The sequence below is a fragment of the Streptomyces sp. NPDC051987 genome (assembly GCF_040680735.1).
Taxonomy (GTDB): domain Bacteria; phylum Actinomycetota; class Actinomycetes; order Streptomycetales; family Streptomycetaceae; genus Streptomyces.
On record NZ_JBFAXI010000013.1, the window covers coordinates 17,879 to 34,401 of the forward strand.

13 protein-coding genes and 1 pseudogene are annotated in these 16,523 nt (G+C 72.0%); 7 read left to right on the forward strand and 7 right to left on the reverse strand.

The genetic code is table 11. The features are described 5' to 3' along the window. The first annotated feature begins 47 nt into the window (after window positions 1-47). From AB0M11_RS10095 to AB0M11_RS10110, 4 genes are all read left to right on the forward strand, one after another. On the forward strand, window positions 48-1,055 hold the full coding sequence (locus AB0M11_RS10095; protein ID WP_365703384.1) for a hydroxyacid dehydrogenase: 1,008 nt from the start codon (window positions 48-50) through the stop codon (window positions 1,053-1,055). A gap of 67 nt (window positions 1,056-1,122) precedes the next feature. Beyond that, a complete protein-coding gene (locus AB0M11_RS10100; RefSeq protein ID WP_365703386.1) occupies window positions 1,123-2,181 on the forward strand; it encodes a LacI family DNA-binding transcriptional regulator in 1,059 nt (352 codons plus the stop codon). Between the two features lie 122 nt (window positions 2,182-2,303). Beyond that, entirely contained in the window at window positions 2,304-3,623 is a 1,320-nt protein-coding gene (locus tag AB0M11_RS10105; protein ID WP_365703388.1) for a radical SAM protein, read from the forward strand. 312 nt (window positions 3,624-3,935) lie between these two features. Beyond that, window positions 3,936-5,447 (forward strand): cellulose-binding domain-containing protein, encoded by a 1,512-nt coding sequence (locus AB0M11_RS10110; RefSeq protein WP_365703390.1) that lies wholly within the window; start codon window positions 3,936-3,938, stop codon window positions 5,445-5,447. A gap of 100 nt (window positions 5,448-5,547) precedes the next feature. On the opposite strand, the gene AB0M11_RS10115 is transcribed toward AB0M11_RS10110, so the two are convergent. From AB0M11_RS10115 to AB0M11_RS10125, 3 genes are all read right to left on the reverse strand, one after another. Continuing rightward, a complete protein-coding gene (locus tag AB0M11_RS10115) occupies window positions 5,548-6,552 on the reverse strand; it encodes an ABC transporter substrate-binding protein (RefSeq protein WP_365703392.1) in 1,005 nt (334 codons plus the stop codon). 125 nt (window positions 6,553-6,677) lie between these two features. Beyond that, window positions 6,678-7,712: an ABC transporter permease gene (locus AB0M11_RS10120; protein WP_365703394.1), complete on the reverse strand. Its 1,035-nt coding sequence runs from the start codon at window positions 7,710-7,712 to the stop codon at window positions 6,678-6,680. After that, a complete protein-coding gene (locus tag AB0M11_RS10125) occupies window positions 7,709-8,548 on the reverse strand; it encodes an ATP-binding cassette domain-containing protein (protein WP_365703396.1) in 840 nt (279 codons plus the stop codon). Before AB0M11_RS10125 ends, AB0M11_RS10120 begins: the two co-directional genes overlap by 4 nt. Before the next feature lie 200 nt (window positions 8,549-8,748). Here AB0M11_RS10125 and AB0M11_RS10130 point away from each other — a divergent pair, with 200 nt between their 5' ends. Beyond that, the gene (locus tag AB0M11_RS10130) at window positions 8,749-9,759 is read left to right on the forward strand and encodes a LacI family DNA-binding transcriptional regulator (protein WP_365703398.1); all 1,011 of its coding nucleotides are present in this window, start codon (window positions 8,749-8,751) and stop codon (window positions 9,757-9,759) included. Between the two features lie 216 nt (window positions 9,760-9,975). Here the strand turns inward: AB0M11_RS10130 and AB0M11_RS10135 are convergent, their stop codons facing one another. The 3 genes from AB0M11_RS10135 to AB0M11_RS10145 form a co-directional block, all read right to left on the reverse strand. Then, window positions 9,976-11,232 carry a P-loop NTPase gene (locus AB0M11_RS10135; RefSeq protein WP_365703400.1) on the reverse strand — a complete coding sequence of 419 codons (1,257 nt, stop codon included), beginning with the start codon at window positions 11,230-11,232 and terminating at the stop codon, window positions 9,976-9,978. Window positions 11,233-11,244: 12 nt separating this feature from the next. After that, on the reverse strand, window positions 11,245-11,946 hold the full coding sequence (gene cpaB, locus AB0M11_RS10140) for a Flp pilus assembly protein CpaB (RefSeq protein ID WP_365703402.1): 702 nt from the start codon (window positions 11,944-11,946) through the stop codon (window positions 11,245-11,247). A 70-nt stretch (window positions 11,947-12,016) separates the two neighbouring features. Beyond that, window positions 12,017-12,844, reverse strand: coding sequence for a hypothetical protein (locus AB0M11_RS10145; RefSeq protein WP_365703558.1), 828 nt, complete (start codon window positions 12,842-12,844; stop codon window positions 12,017-12,019). Window positions 12,845-13,157: 313 nt separating this feature from the next. Between AB0M11_RS10145 and AB0M11_RS10150 the strand changes: the two genes are divergently transcribed. Further along, window positions 13,158-14,879 carry a glycosyl hydrolase family 18 protein gene (locus AB0M11_RS10150; RefSeq protein WP_365703404.1) on the forward strand — a complete coding sequence of 574 codons (1,722 nt, stop codon included), beginning with the start codon at window positions 13,158-13,160 and terminating at the stop codon, window positions 14,877-14,879. A 119-nt stretch (window positions 14,880-14,998) separates the two neighbouring features. On the opposite strand, the gene AB0M11_RS10155 is transcribed toward AB0M11_RS10150, so the two are convergent. Continuing rightward, on the reverse strand, window positions 14,999-15,919 hold the full coding sequence (locus AB0M11_RS10155) for an MEDS domain-containing protein (RefSeq protein WP_365703406.1): 921 nt from the start codon (window positions 15,917-15,919) through the stop codon (window positions 14,999-15,001). 220 nt (window positions 15,920-16,139) lie between these two features. Between AB0M11_RS10155 and AB0M11_RS10160 the strand changes: the two are divergent. Next, window positions 16,140-16,460, forward strand: a pseudogene (locus AB0M11_RS10160) (zinc carboxypeptidase); the annotation flags it as partial. Window positions 16,461-16,523 lie beyond the last annotated feature (63 nt).

The window sequence follows — 16,523 nt, forward strand, 5'->3', positions numbered from 1 at the left end:
GCTGTCCGAGCGTCATCCGTGCGTCACCGAGCCGGAAGGTCACTTCCTTGCCCGAGCGTCCCCAGGCAGCGTTCGCCATGACAGCCCAGAACGTGCCGCACGTCTTCCCGCCCGAGGTGCTCACGCGGCTGCGGGAGTACGTAGAAATCGATCCCACTCTGGTGGTGCACGACTTCACCGATCCCCGGGTACGCGAGACGCTCGCCCGCACCGAGGTCCTGGTCACCGGCTGGGGCTGCCCGGTCCTGGACGCGGCCGCCCTGGACGCGGCGCCGAGACTGCGGGCGGTGCTGCACGCGGCCGGCTCGGTCAAGGGCTTCACCACGCCCGAGGTCTGGCGCCGCGGCATCGTCGTCTCCTCGGCCGCCGCCGCCAACGCGCTGCCGGTCGCCGAGTACACCCTCGCGATGATCCTGCTGGCCGGGAAGAACGTCTTCGCCTTCCGTGACCAGCTGCGCACCCGCCGCGCCTTCCCCTACGGCGACATCGTCCCCGGCATCGGCAACTTCCACCGCCGGGTCGGCATCGTCGGAGCCTCCCGCATCGGCCGCCGCCTCATCGAACTCCTGCGGCCGTACGACCTGTCGGCCGCCCTCGCCGACCCCTACGTGGACGAGGCGGAGGCCGACCGGCTGGGCGTTCCCCTGCTGCCTCTCGACGAGCTGCTGCGCACCTCGGACATCCTCACCGTGCACGCCCCCGAGACGCCGGAGACCCGGCATCTCCTCGGCGCCCGCGAACTCGCCCTGATGCCGACCGGGGCGGTGCTGATCAACACCGCGCGCGGCTCGCTCCTCGACCACGACGCCCTGATCCAGGAGCTGCGCACCGGCCGCCTGACCGCCGTCCTCGACGTCACCGACCCCGAGCCGCTGCCCGCCGACTCCCCCCTCTTCGACCTCCCGGGCGCCTTCCTCACCCCGCACCTGGCCGGCTCCCAGGGCAACGAGGTGACGAGGCTCGGGCTCACCGTCGCCGAGGAGGCCGGCCGGCTGCTGGCCGGCGACGCCCTCCTGCACGCCGTCGACCACACGGCCCTCGACCGGGCCGCGTGACGGGCCGTCGGCCGGGGTCCGGCCGTCTCGTAGGGTGACGTGAACACGTGACGAAGGGGAGCCGAGCGTGGCGAAGCGGACGCGGCCGGCGCCGAACGGGGACGCCTCGACGGTACGGGACGTGGCCGCGCGGGCGGGGGTCTCCGCGTCGACCGTCTCCCGGGTCCTCGGCGGCACCTACCCGGTGGCCGCCGCCACCCGCGCCAAGGTCCTCAAGGCCATGCGCGAGCTGGACTACGTGGTCAACGCGCACGCCCGCGCGCTCGGCGGGGCCACCAACAAGACCGTCGCCGTCGTCGTGGACGACGTCACCGGCCCCTTCTACGCGCACATCGCCCGCGGCGTCGAGGAGCAGGCCTCGGTGGAGGGCCGGCTGTGCATGCTCTGCACCACGCACGGCGACCCGCGGCGCGTCCTCGCCGTCGTGGAGACCATGCGCGAGCAGCGGGCGGACGCGGTGATCGTGGTGGGCGGCGCCCTCGAGAACAAGGCCTACCACGACCGCATGACCCACTTCGCGCACGCCCTGGACCGCTCCGGTTCCCGGCTGGTCCTCGTCGGCCGCCCGCCGCTCGGCCCCGGTGTCCCGGCCACGGTCGTCGACTACGACAACGAGGGCGGCGCCTTCGCCCTCACCGGTCACCTGCTCTCCGGCGGCCACCGCCGCATCGCCTACCTCGGCCGGGTCGCCGGCCTGTCCACCAGCGCCCAGCGCATCGCCGGCTTCACCCGCGCCCATGAACTCCTCGGCCTCGCTCCGGATCCCCGCCTCGTCCTCGACGGCGTCTTCTCCCGCTCCTGCGGCTACCGGGCCACCCGGGAACTCCTGGCTTCGGCACAGGAGTTCACAGCGATCTTCGCCGCCACCGACGTGATCGCCACCGGCGTGATCCAGGCCCTGCGGGAATCCGGCCGCCGCATCCCCGACGACATCGCCGTGGCCGGCTACGACGACATCCCGGTCGCCCGCGACGTCCACCCCGCCCTCACCACCGTCCACGTGCCCCAGGAGGAACTGGGCCGCGCCGCCGTCCGCCTCGCCCTGCACCGCGACGAGCTGCCGGACGCCCAGCACCTGGTGCTGGGCACCCACGTGGTGCTGCGGGACTCGACCCGGCGCCCCTGACGCCCACACGGTGCGGCCCGGCCACGGCCCGCGCCGCGCCGCAGCCGCCCCCCGCTCTCACCTCCGCCGCCGACGGGGCATAACGTGAGGAGTCGAACGCCTGAGCCGGGAGGAGACACGGGATGGGCAGCCGTACCGCGCTGGTCGAGGATCTGATGGAGAGGTTTCCGCATGTGCCACGGGAAGCCGTCTTCAAGGAGGACCTGCTGCGGGGCGGGGTGGCCTTCGACCCGTCCGCGCTGAGCGACAACGAGAGCGGCGAGGTCAAGCCGAAGTCGTACTTCATCTTCTCCTTCGACCACGGCACCCTGCCCGAGCTGGGCGAGGCCGCGCTGCGCCGGCCCCCGGAGGAGATCATCCTCACCGGTGGGCCCTACGACCTGCGGCGGACCGTGGTCTCCGTGCGGGTGAACCCGGCCTCGCCGTACCGGGTGGCCGCCGACGAGGAGGGCGTGCTCGGGCTCTACCTCGACGGGAAGCGGATCGCCGACGTCGGGGTGCCGCCGATGCCGGAGTACTACCGGCACAAGCTCGCCAGCGGGAAGTCCGTGATGGAGGTCGCCCCGACCATCCAGTGGGGCTACCTCATCTACCTCACCGTCTTCCGGGTCTGCCAGTACTTCGGCGCCAAGGAGGAGTGCCAGTACTGCGACATCAACCACAACTGGCGCCAGCACAAGGCGGCCGGGCGGCCGTACACCGGTGTCAAGGACGTGGAGGAGGTCCTGGAGGCGCTGGAGATCATCGACCGCTACGACACCGCGAAGGCGTCCACCGCCTACACGCTGACCGGCGGCGCGATCACCAAGACCGTCGCCGGCCGGGACGAGGCCGACTTCTACGGCCACTACGCCAAGGCCATCGAGGAGCGTTTCCCGGGGCGGTGGATCGGCAAGGTCGTCGCGCAGGCGCTGCCGAAGGACGACGTGCAGCGCTTCAAGGACTACGGGGTGCAGATCTACCACCCCAACTACGAGGTGTGGGACGAGTACCTCTTCAAGATGTACTGCCCGGGCAAGGAGCGGTACGTCGGCCGGGACGAGTGGCACCGGCGGATCCTGGACTCGGCCGAGATCTTCGGCGCCCGGAACGTGATCCCCAACTTCGTGGCCGGGGTGGAGATGGCCGAGCCGTTCGGGTTCAAGACGGTCGACGAGGCGATCGAGTCGACCACCGAGGGGCTGCGCTTCTTCATGTCGCACGGCATCACGCCCCGCTTCACCACCTGGTGCCCCGAGCCGACCACCCCGCTCGGCAAGGCCAACCCGCACGGCGCCCCGCTGGAGTACCACATCCGGCTGCTGCAGGCCTACCGCCAGACCATGGAGGACTTCGGGCTCTCCTCCCCGCCCGGCTACGGCCCGCCCGGACCCGGCCGCGCCGTCTTCTCCGTCAGCTCGTTCATGGACAGCCTGCCGGCGGTGGAATCGGCGCAGGCGTGATGCCGGGCGGGCGAAAGAGACCACCGGAACGGTGAGTCGAAACGCGGTCGCCGTCCGTACTGGAGGGCGGAGTTGTGGGCCATGGCGGGCACATGGGTGTTCTCCGGGCGGCCGGCACAGTGGTTGACGTGACACCGGGGACCGGTGATATGGGTGACGGGGAGCATCCCCGGCACGATCGCCGGTAACCGGTATTGAATATGCCGCTTGTCAGTTGTGCAGGAGACGTGAAAAGCTCGGGCCTGCCGTGAGGTTCCCCCCAACTCCGTTGCCGATACGGTGAGTTGACCTCGCTTTCGATGCAGGAGACCCATGCCCGACCTGCCGATCCCCCAGGACGCCGCTGAGGCCGCGCTGTTCTCCGAATGCTGGGACGCGGTGCTCTCCTATGCCGACCTGTGCACGTCCGGCGCTCTGACGGCCAACCAACTGGCCACCGAGGCCTTCACGCTCGGCATGCGTGAGGCCCGCGACGCGGACTTCACGCCGGTCCGCAGCTCAGGACGGCGCGCCGCCCGGTTGCCGATGATCCCGCTGCTGCTCACCGCCGTGCGCAACACGGCCGCCGCCTGGGAGGCCGGCGGGCTCGGGCACAAGCTCGACCCGGACCTCCGGCTGTGGCTCAACTCCGAGAAGGCGGAGCGCTATACGGGTCCGCCGCTGCAGCGGCCCGTCGCGTTGCGCGGCCTGCGTGACATGCAGGAGGCGGACGCCTCGCTGCTGTGGCTGTCCGAGGTGGAGGCGCTGCCGCTGCCCTCCGTGGCGCGTCGGCTCGGCCTCGACCCGGCCGTCGCCGCCCAGGAGCTGGAGCAGGTGCGCGGTCTCTTCCGGGACCGCTGCCACCGCGCCCACCTCGACACGCCGATGGAAGCCGAGTGCCGCAGCTACGCCCGGCTGCTGGACGCGGTCACCCGGTCCCCGGCGGCCGACACGCCCGATGACCTGTCCCGGCACCTCGCCACCTGTGTGCAGTGCGCCGAGGCCGCCGCCTGCCTGCGGCTGCACGGCGGCGGGCTGCCCGCGGCCCTCGCCGGCGGGGTCATCGGCTGGGGCGGCCTCGCCTACCTGGAGCGGCGCCGGCGCGCCGCCGAGGTGCGGCTCGGCGCGGGCCGCCCGGCCACCGCCGACCAGGAGGGCGGCGACCCCAAGGAGAGCGGCGGCCGGAGCAAGGTGCTGCGGCACGGCCTGCTCGGCGCGGCCGTGCTGATCTCGGTGGTGGCCCTCGGCGTGTCGATGATGCCGATGGGGGGCGGCTCAGGCGACGACCCGGTCCGCGCCTCCCACGACGACCGGCAGCCGGTCGCCGACCCCGACGCCGGCGTCCCGTCGGCCGACCCGACCGCCACGCACACCACCTCCGCCGCGGCGTCCGGGACCCCCTCCTCCTCGACCGCCACCGCGAACCAGACCCACAAGAACCCCGACCCGGAACCGCAGGGCACCGCCTCGGCCACGGCGAGCACCGGCCACCACGGCAGCGGCTCCACCGACCCCGCCTCCCCCGCGGCGGCCACCTGCCAGGTCTCCTACGACCTGGTCAACCAGTGGACCGACGGCTTCCAGTCCACCGTCACCGTCACCACCAGCCAGGCCCTGTCCGGCTGGCGGGTCCGGTGGTCCTTCCGGAACGGCCAGAAGGTCACCCAGATGTGGGACGCGACCGTCAGCCAGGACGGCGGCACGGTCACCGCCGACGCCGCCGACTACAACCAGTCGGTCTCCGCGAACGGCAGCCTGTCCTTCGGCTTCCTCGGCACCTGGACCGGCCGGAACTCGGCGCCCTACGCCTTCACGCTGAACGGCGAGCCCTGCTCGCTGGACTGACCCGGACCGCCCGCACGACCGACGGCCGGGAGGACCCAGGAGCACGGGTCCGCCCGGCCGTTGACGGTACGTCAGAACGGTTGCTGCCTCGGAACTCCGCTCAGCACTGCGACTTGTAGAAGTACTTGCTGACCGACGGTTCGTTCATGTTGTCCTTGGTGATCGCCACCATGTCGGTGCCGATCGACTTGCTGACCGACTTCCCCTCGAAGGCGTCGGCCAGCTGGTCCACCGCCTGCCGGCCGATCGCCGCCGGGTCCTGGGCGACCAGCACCTGGAGGGTGCCCGCCTTCAGCGAGGCGATCTCGTCGGGCTCGGCGTCGAACGCGGCCACCTTCACCACGCCCTCCTTGCCCGCCTGCTTCAGCCCGGTGGCGATGCCCTGACCGGTGTTGGTGTTGCCCGCGAACACCCCGCCGAGATCCGGGTGGGCGGCGAGCGTCGACTGGATCTGGGAGGCCGCGGTGGCCGGCAGGTCGTTGTCGTAGAGGGTGGGAAGCACCTTGATGTTCGGGTACTTGGCCATCTCCTCGGTGAAACCCTTGATCCGCGCGTCGGTGGTCGACACACCGGGCTTGACGCTGATGACGATGACCGAGCCCTTCTCCTTCATCAGCTTGGCCAGCGCGTCGGCGGCGACCCGGCCGCCCTTCTCGTTGTCCGACGAGATCCGGGTGATGCCGATCGAAGTGTCCGTCACCGTCGTGTCCACCAGCGCCACCTTGGTGCCGGACGACTGGATCTGCTTGAGCGACGGCGTCAGCGCGCTGGTGTCGACCGGCGAGATCAGCAGACCGTCGGGCCGGGCGGCGCCCACCGAGTCGAGCAGCGGCCGCTGCACCGAGACGTCCCACTGCGCGGAACCGTCGGCCGTGAAGTCCATCCCCTTGGCCTTGGCCTCCTGCTGCGCGGCACAGGTCATGGTGATGTAGAAGGGGTCGCTCTTCACGCCGGTGATCAGCCGGACCTTCTTGCCCTTGGCGCTGCCCGAACTCCCCGAGCCGCCGCCGTCGCCCGACGAACCGCACGCCGAGGCCCCCGCACCGAGGGCCAGAACCGTGCCCACCGCGACCAGCAACCGGCGCCTGCTGCGAATGCTCCTCATCCCAGGGTCCTCCTTCGTCACGAGCGATTCCGTAGTCATGAGCGGTCGGGTCACGGGCGGTCGGGTCACGAGCGGTCGGTTCACGGGCGAACCGGTCATGCGCGATCCGGTCATGCGCGATCCGGTCATACGCGTTCCCGCGTCTTCCTGCGCAGCTGGTCGACGTAGACGGCCACGACCAGCACCACGCCCACCGCCACGTCCTGCCAGTACTGCTGGACGCCGATCACGATCAGCCCGGTGGTCAGCACCGCCGGAATGAACACGCCGATCACCGTGCCCAGCACCGAACCCCGGCCGCCGAACAGGCTGGTCCCGCCGAGGACCACCGCGGTGATCACCTTGAGGTTGTCGGTGGAGTGCCCGGCGATCGACGTCGTGCCGTACGAGGCCAGCCACATCACCGCGCCGAGCCCGGCCAGCAGGCCCATCAGTCCGTACACCTTCACCAGATGCCGGCCCACCGGAATGCCCGCCCGCCGTACGGCGGTCGGGTTCGACCCGATCGCGAGGGTGTGCTCGCCGAACCGGGTGGTGCCCAGCACCGCGCCGAAGACCGCGGTCACCGCGGCCGCCAGGATCACCATCCAGGGGATGCCGAGCACCTTGCCGAAACCGAGGCTGTTCTGCAGATGCGTGGAGGCCGCCCCGGCCGGGTCCTGGCCGCCGGTCGCGAGTTCGGCGATGCCCAGCGCCGCGCCCAGCCCGCCCAGCGTCACGATCAGCGGCGGCACCTTGCCGGTCGCCACCACCGCACCCTGCAACGCGCCCCACGCCGTGCCCACCGCCGGCGCGATGACGGCACAGAGCGCCACCGTGCCCCAGCCGGAGGTCGCTCCGCCGTGATGGATGTTGTACTCACCGGCCGCCACGGCGGCCAGCACCAGCACCGAGCCGATCGACAGATCGATGCCCGCCGTGATGATCACGAACGTCATGCCGACACCGAGCACGAGGTAGATGGCCGCGTTCACGGCGATCTGGGTGATGTCGTACGTGGTGAAGAACTTGCCCGGCGCCGCGATGGTGAAGAACAGCACCAGCGCCACCAGGATGACGAAGGTCCACAGCTCGTTAAGGGTGGCCGCGCGCCGCAGCCAGTCGGGCACCGTGGCCCGGCCGTCCACGGCCGCCGCGGCCTTCTCGCTCTGCGCCGTCATCGTGCGCCCTCCGCTTTCCCGGTCCCGTTCGCCCCGGGACCGTTCGGCCCGGTCCCGTTCTCGCCGGTCCCGTTCGGCCCGTCCAGTGAGCCGGTCATCGCCCCGACCAGCTCCTCGATCGTGGTGTCGGCGGCGGTGTACGAGGCGACGCGCCGGCCCAGCCGCAGCACCTCCACCCGGTCCGCCACCGACAGCACCTCGGGCATGTTGTGGCTGATCAGCACCACGCAGATGCCCCGGTCCGCGACCCGGCGGACGGTCTCCAGGACCCGGGCGCGCTGGACGACGCCCAGGGCGGCGGTCGGCTCGTCCATGAAGATGACCTTGTGGGCGAAGGCGACGGCACGGGCCACCGCGACGGACTGCCGCTGACCGCCGGACAACGTTGTCACCGCGGCCGTGACATCCTTCAGCTCCACACCGAGTTCGGCGAAGGCCCTGACCGCCTCCCGGCGCATCGCGGGCCGGTCGAGGACGCCGAGGCGCCCGAGCAGCCCCCCGCGCACGAGCTCCCGGCCGAGGTAGAGGTTGGCCGCCGCGTCCAGGTCGGGCGCGAGCGACAGGTCCTGGTACACCGTCTCCACGCCCTGCCGCTGCGCGTCCATCGGGCCGGAGAACCGCACCGGCGCGCCGTCCAGACGGACCTCGCCGGCGTCGGGGGAGAGCACGCCCGACAGGACGTTCACCAGAGTGGACTTGCCGGCGCCGTTGTCGCCGATGAGGGCTACGACCTCGCCGGGGTATGCCGTGAAATCGGCGCCCGAGAGCGCCTGGACGTGGCCGAAACGTTTGACCACTCCCTGTGCGGTGAGCAGTGGTTCCCTTGCAGAGGCCATGTTGTGCCTTCTGGTTGGTATCGTTAACAGCTTGGCTGATTCTTGGGGTGCCCGCGGCGGGGTGTCAAGGGTGGTGCAACGGTCGCCGAGCACGCTGGTCCCGCCCTCATCTCCCGTTGTTTGCAAGCCTGTTGATACGCGTGCGAGTTGGTAACGTTAACGAGTCGACGCTCGGACGTGACACAGCTGGAGGTCGCGGCGTGGCAGCCACCCGGCCGACCATGAAGGACGTCGCCGCGGAAGCGGGCGTCAGCACGATGACGGTGTCCCGGGTGGTCAACGGCGACTCGGCCGTCGCCCCCCGTACCGCGGCGCGGGTGGAGGCCGCGGTCCGCAAGCTCGGCTACCAACGCGACGACGTGGCACGCCAGTTGCGCCGCACCCATGAACTGAGCCAGATCATCGGCCTGTTGGTCGACGACGTGACCGATCCCTTCATGGCCGCCGTCGCCTCCGCCGCCGAGGACGTCGCCCGGCAGCGCGGCAGCATCATGCTCATCGGCTCCAGCCGCGCCGACCCGCGCCGCGAGCGCGAGGTGGTCGCCGCGTTCACCGCGCGCCGCGTGGACGGTCTGATCCTCACCCCGGCCGCCGGCAGCCACCGCTTCCTGCGTCCCGCCCAGGCACAGGGCACGAAGATCGTCTGCGTGGACCGGGCGGCACCCGGCCTGGACGTGGACGCCGTGGTCGTCGACAACTTCGGCGCGGTGCGCGAGGCCGTGGCGCAGCTGGTGGCCCGGGGGCACCGCAGGATCGGCTACCTCGGCGACACGCCGCGGATCTGGACCTTCGGCGAACGGCGCCGCGGCTATCTGGCGGCGCTGGGGGCCGCGGGTGTCGCCGCCGACCCGGCGTTGGTCAGGGACGGCGTGCGTACGGGGCCGGAGGCGGCCGCGGCGGTCACCGGGATGCTGGCGCTGCCGGACCCGCCGACGGCTCTCCTCGCCGGCAACGAACTGCTCGCCTTCGGCGCGCTGACCGCGGCCCCGCGCGACCTCGCCTTCGTCGGCTTCGACGACTTCGCGCTCGCCGCACGGCTGACGCCGCCCGTCACGGTGATCGCCCAGGACCCGGTGGCCCTCGCGACCAGCGCGGCGCACCTGCTGTTCGCCCGCATCCACGGCGACGTCTCCCCACCGCGCACGGTGGTCATGCCGACCCGGCTGATCCGACGCGGCTCGGGGGAGATACCGGGCCCGTTCGCCGCGTAGCGGCGCGTGGCGCCGGGTGAGCGGACGGGAGCGCGGGGTCTCCGGCCGGCTGTCGGGCGCGGGCCCGGTGGGGGCTGGTCGCGCAGTTCCCCGCGCCCCTGAAAGCAGGGCGTCGCGGTGAGCGCCCCTTCAGGGGCGCGGGGAACTGCGCGAGCGACCCCCACCGGGCCGCACCCGGCCGACGACCCGCCGCCCCCGAACCCGTCCCCCGGCCCTTCACGGCAGCTCCTTCCGCCGCCGGAACCCCACCGCCGCCCGCTCCCCGCCCCGCGCACGCCGCGCAGGTGCCGGTCCGCCCTCTGCCGTCCGCACCAGCCCCAGCTCCCCCGCCAGCCCCCAGATCGCCTGCTTCACAGTGCTCCGCGAGTCCAGCTCGTGCATCCGGCCCGCGTCCACCGCGCCCTGAAGTTCCTTGAAATTGGCCGGAATCGGGGTCCGCGCCAGGGCCGTCCCGGTGATGCGGGCGATCAGCGCCGGCTGGATCTCGGTGCCCCGCGTGTACCGGTTGACCACCACCGTCGTCTCCTCGGCCTTGCGGATCTGCAGCCGGTCCCACATCCGCACCGTCCGCTTCGCCGCGCGGACGGCGACCACGTCCGGCGTGGTGACCAGCAGGGCCAGGTCGGCGGTCTCCACGGCCGCCGCGCCCGCCCCGCCGAGCTGCGCGCCGCAGTCCACGACCACCACCTCGTAGCGGGAGCGCAGGGCGCTCAGGATCTGGCGGGCGGCGCGGTCGGTGACCTCCTCGCCGCGTTCGCCCTCGGCCGGCGCCAGCAGCAGCGCCAGCCCGGAGTCGTGGCGGAAGACGGCCTCGGCCATGACGCGGGGGGAGATGTCGTTGACGGCGGCGAGGTCGGCGACCGAGCGGCGGAACTGGACGTCCAGGTAGGAGGCGACGTCCCCGGTCTGCAGGTCGAGGTCGACGAGGGCGGTGGAGTGGCCGGAGGCCTGCGCGGCGAGGGCGATCTGGACCGCGACCAGGGTCGCGCCGGTCCCGCCCTTCGCGCCGCTGACGGTGACGACGGTGCCGCCGACGCCGGCGAAGACGTCGGCGCCGTGGCCGAGATGGCGCCGTACGCCGCTGGACCACTGGGCGACGGCCTGGACCCGGCCGGCCAGCTCCTCGTAGCTGAGCGGGAGCCCGACCAGGCCGCGGGCGCCGGAGTCCATCGCGGCGGCGAACAGGCCGGGACTGGTGTCGGTGGTGACGAGGACAACGCCGACGGCGGGGAAGCGCAGGGCGACCTCGCGGATCAGTTCGAGGGCCGGGACGGGGCCGATGCGTTCGTGGACGACGACGACCTCGGGGAGTTCGTCGACGGACTCGGCGGCGGCGCGGGCGAGGGCGTCGACGAGGCCGGTGGAGTCGACGACGGGGGTCAGCGGTTCGGCGTCCGGGAGCTGGCTGAGCAGCGAGACCAGGGAGCGGACGGCGTCCGCGTCACCGACGGCGGGGAGGATCCTGATGGGCATGGAGGGCGCCTCTCACTTGTCCGTCGCGAGTTCGTAGGTGCGGTCCTTGTCCGGCACGGTGGTCGTCGTGCCGGGGGCGACCAGGGCGAGCCGGACCCGCTGGGCGAAGGACTCCGCGTAGGTGAGGCGCTGGGCGTCGAGCGTGGACAGCGCGAAGGTGATCGGGACGGCGTCGGTGGGCTGCTGGTTCTTGTTGTCGGGTTCCAGCGACGTGAGTTTGCCGACGTCCAGGACCTGGGCGTTGGTCACGATGATCTTCGACTGGTCGGGGTCGCTCTGCTGCTTGCCCTCGAAGGTGGCGTAGACGTTGACCCGCGAACCCGGGGTGATCTTGCCGGCGACCCCGGTGGCCGCGTCGATCATGATGGCGACCTCCTGCTCGCCCGGCTTCAGCTCGGGCTGGTCGACGATCATGTCGGTCTGGAGCAGCGACCCCTTCTTCAGCGTGGTGATCGCGATCTTGCCCTGGATCTGGCCGAGGCTGGTGACGGCGTTGGCGGACAGCCACCGCTCGGGCATCGAGATCTTCTTGAACTGGCCCGCGCTCAACGTGGTGTACGGCGGGACGTCGGACCGCAGTTCGTACGCGGTGACCTTGGGGCCGACCTCGGACTTCGCGTCGTCGATGACCGAGAGCACGCCGGCGAAGGCGGCGAGCGCGCAGATCACCGACAGGATCAGGAGTATCACGCCGCGGCGCTGACGGGAGTTCATGGACCGTGCGACCTCATCGGGGGAAGCGGGGAGAGTGGGGGAACCGAGCGGTGGCGCTGGGCGGTGCGGGTCAGGCGGGCGTGCGCTGTTCCAGCGCGCGGGGCGCGGGCGGGTCGTAGTCGGGCGGGGTGGCGGAGCAGAAGACGCAGCGGTCGCCGATGACGTCGATGCCGCACCAGTGACAGCTGGTCTGCCGTACGGAGGTGACCAGTTGGTAGAGGACCGACAGGTCGGCGAGGTAGCTGGTGAACTCGATCAGCCGGCCGGTGCCCCACCACACGGACGACTCGGCGGGCAGCGGGGTCTCGCGCAGGCCGTGGGCGCCCCAGGCCTTGGCGAGGCCGCCGATCCACTCCGACTGCAGCTGACCCCTGGCGACCAGCATCCAGGTGCTGAACTCGGGGCCGGTCAGGACGGCCTCCGGAGCGACCCGGACCAGTTGCGGTTCGGGGTGGGCGACGACCGCGAAGTGGGTGTTGGGCACCCAGGACTTGGCATGCGCCTTGAGGCCGACCGGGACGCGGTCCAGCTTGGCGACGGAGCCGAGGACGGCGCCGGAGTGGATGTAGTGGGTGAGCAGCCGACCGGCCGAGGCGAGCACGCCGGGGCTGAGGTCGCACGTGGCCAGCTGCCGCAACTGCCGGGCCAGCACGGCGACGCCGAGGGGCGGCAGGTCGGGGCGGAAGAGCGCGATCCGGTCGCTCTCCAGGAGGGAGCGCAGGGTGTGCAGGCGCCGGACCACGGCCTCCGGCACGGCGTCCGAGTACACGACGATCGCATGTCCGTGCTGCTCGATGAGGGCGACGAACTCGGCGAGGGTCTGGTCGAGCGGGCGCTTGTCGAGGTCCCGGAGCACGACCGCGGGCATGGTCCGCTCGTCCTGGATGGGCAGCGCCATGTCGGCACTGGTCACGGCAATGGCAGTTGGCACGCGCAGCTCCCCGCTCTCCACACCCGGCGGCCCACCGGCGTTACTCCAATGAGCCGGGACGACTTCATTGCGTGACGTCCTCAGCACTGTATCCACGCCTCTGTGGCCGGAGAACAGCGTTTGTGCAGCTGTCTGGGATCCGTGACCGCACAACTGACTCCAAACCGGGACAGGTTGAGCATATGACCGGGGCTCGTTCGGCCGCCTGGGGACTTCGGCGGACCGTCGAATTTGGTCTGGACCTATTGACACGTGGATTGGTCTGGACCACCTTCTTGTCATGCCCAGACTCATCCCCCGGCCGACGTCCCCCCACACCGGACGCCGGCTCATCCGCACCTGGTCGGCCGTCGCCACCCTCGCCACGGCCCTCGCCATGGCGGGCCTGGCCTCCTCCCCCGCCTCCGCCGCCGACGTCAACAACGCGAAGAACCCCGGCTTCGAGTCGGGCCTGGCCGACTGGACCTGCTCCGCGGGCAGCGGCACGACCGTCTCCTCCCCCGTCCACTCGGGCGCCGCCGCGCTGCAGGCGACCCCGGCCGGGCAGGACTACGCCCAGTGCAGCCAGACGGTGGCGGTGAAGGCCAACTCCACCTACACCCTGAGCGCGTGGGTGCAGGGCGCCTACACCTACCTCGGTGTGACCGGCACCGGCACCACGGACGTGTCGACCTGGACCCCGAACACCTCCTGGACGCAGCTGTCGACGACCTTCACCACCGGCTCCTCGACCACCTCGGTGACGGTCTGGACCCACGGCTGGTACGGCCAGCCCGCCTACTACGCCGACGACGTCTCGGTCTACGGCCCCGACGGCGGTGGCGGCTCCGGCCCGGCCCCGACCGTCCCCGCGACCCCCACGGGCCTCGCGGTCTCCGGTACGACGTCCGGCTCGGCGTCCCTGTCCTGGTCCCCGGTGTCGGGCGCGACCGGCTACAACGTCTACCAGAACGGCGCCAAGGTCTCGGCGGTCACCGGCGCCTCGGCCACGGTCACCGGGCTCGCGGCCTCGACCTCGTACTCCTTCCAGGTCACCGCGACCAACTCGGCGGGCGAGTCGGCGAAGTCGTCCGCGGTGACGGCGACCACGACCGCGTCCGGCAGCGGCGGCGGCTCGCTGCCCAAGCACGCGGTGACGGGCTACTGGCAGAACTTCAACAACGGCGCCACCGTCCAGAAGATCTCGGACGTGCCGTCCTCGTACGACATCATCGCCGTCGCCTTCGCGGACGCGACCGGCACACCCGGCGCGGTGAGCTTCACCCTCGACTCCGCCGGTCTCGGCGGGTACACGGTCGACCAGTTCAAGGCCGACATCAAGGCCAAGCAGGCGGCGGGCAAGAAGGTCGTCATCTCGATCGGCGGTCAGAACGGCACCATCTCGGTGAGCGACTCGGCGTCCGCGACGAACTTCGCCAACTCCGTGTACGCGCTGATGCAGACGTACGGCTTCGACGGCGTCGACATCGACCTGGAGAACGGCATCAACGCCACCTACATGACCCAGGCACTGCGCTCGCTGTCGGCGAAGGCGGGCTCGTCGCTGATCATCACGATGGCCCCGCAGACGATCGACATGCAGTCGACGTCCAACGCCTACTTCCAGACGGCCCTGAACGTCAAGGACATCCTCACCGTCGTCAACATGCAGTACTACAACAGCGGTTCCATGCTGGGCTGCGACGGCAAGGTGTACAGCCAGGGCTCGGTGGACTTCCTGACCGCGCTCGCCTGCATCCAGCTCCAGGGCGGCCTGAGCCCCTCCCAGGTGGGCCTCGGCCTGCCGGCGTCGACCAGCGCGGCCGGCAGCGGCTACGTCTCGCCGACCGTGGTGAACAACGCGCTGGACTGCCTGACCAAGGCCACCAACTGCGGCTCCTTCAAACCGTCGACGACGTATCCGACCCTGCGGGGCGCGATGACCTGGTCGACGAACTGGGACGCGGCGGCCGGGAACGCGTGGTCGTCCTCGGTGGGCGCCCACGTGCACGCGCTGCCCTAGCGGCCCTTACGGCCGTAACGGCTCAGCAGTGACGACTCCGGCGGCCGAGCGGGCCGCCGGAGTCCTGATCCCGTGACCGGGCCCGCGCCGCGGCGGGGTACCCGCGTGCGGCATCCCGCTCACGCGTACTGGACGCGGATCCTCGCCCCGTCCCCCGGCGCCCCGTCCCGGACATCGACGTAGGCGCACACCTGGCGGGTGAACCACAGGCCCTGTTCCGGCTCCGGTCCGCCGCCGGGCGGCGGCACGAACCCGGCCAGCGGGTCCGCCACCGCGCGGCACAGCCGCAGCTCGCAGACGCAGGCCGCCTCCTCGCCCCAGGCGAGGATCTCGGCCACCGGCCCGTGCGCGGCCGCCGCCGCCTCGACGGCCCGGCCGAACCGCCCGGCGTGCGCGGCCGGGAGCCCCTGCCCGGCGGCCCAGGCCCGGACGGCCTCCGGCGCGGGCAGCCGGGCCGCCGACTGGGGCGGTGGGGGCAGCGGCAGCGCGTCCAGCTCGCGCACCAGGACCGGGGGCTGCTCGTACACCCCGGTACCCGGGTGGGCGCGGCGGGCCGCGTCGACGACGGCCGGCCCCGCGGTCCGGACGTCGTACGCGCACAGCGCGGTGGTGGCGAAGGGGGCGAACAGGAGGTTGGAAAGGCACTCGTAGCGGATCCACTCGGTGCTCTCCCGCGGCGAACGGCCCGCCCGCCCGGCCCAGTCGGGCTCCATGAGGAGATGGATCCGGCCGCCGGGTCCGGCGTTCGCGGCGAGGTAGGCGGCGCCCTGGGCCACGGCGTTGGCGGCCGTGCCGGTGTACCAGTCGGCGTGGTCGATGAAGCCGACGTCCCGGGCGGCGGCGCCGAGCGCGTCACGCAGGGCGGCCAGCAGGCCGGGGGCGGCGATGGCGACGGGCGGCGGCTCGTCAGGAGCGGCGAGACCCTCGGCGAGGAAGGGCAGAGCGGTGGCGACGAACGCGTCGTCCGAGCCGAACACGGCCATCCGGTGGTCGAACTGCCCCTGGGCGGCGGCGGGGCGCGCGCCCGTACTGGTACTCATCGGGTCTCCTGTGCGTCAGCGCCGGGCGGTCCCCCGGGTGGGTCCCCCGGGCGGCGACCATGATCAGCCGTCCCTCCTCCCGCCGGCCGTCCGACCACGGTCTCCCGGCGGACCGGGAGACCGCACCCGTACATCACGCGGGCGGGTGCACTTCGGCCGGGGCCACGTGCGGGGCCGGGTGCGCGCGTACACTGCGCGGCCGGTTCGAGCGGCCGGTTTAGACACCGCGACCGGGATGACCGCGGACGACGCCGCCGCGTTCAAGGCGGTCGGGCGGAAGATGGCGGCGAGCAACGGCTACACGCCGGAGCAGTCGAGCGACCTGTACATCACCGACGGCTCGATCGACGACTGTCTGTGGGGCACCCAGAAGATCTTCGACTACACCTTCGAGATGTACCCGACGTCCAGTTCCGGCGGCGGCTTCTACCCGCCCGACGAGGTCATCGAGCGGGAGACCTCCCGGAACCGGGACGCGGTGTTCCACCTGCTGGAGAACGCGGACTGTGTGTACCGGTCGATCGGGAAGGAAGCGCAGTACGAAGGAAGCGCAGTACTGCGGCTAGCCGAGGCGGGAGCCCTCCGGCCGTGGGGCAGCCAGGGC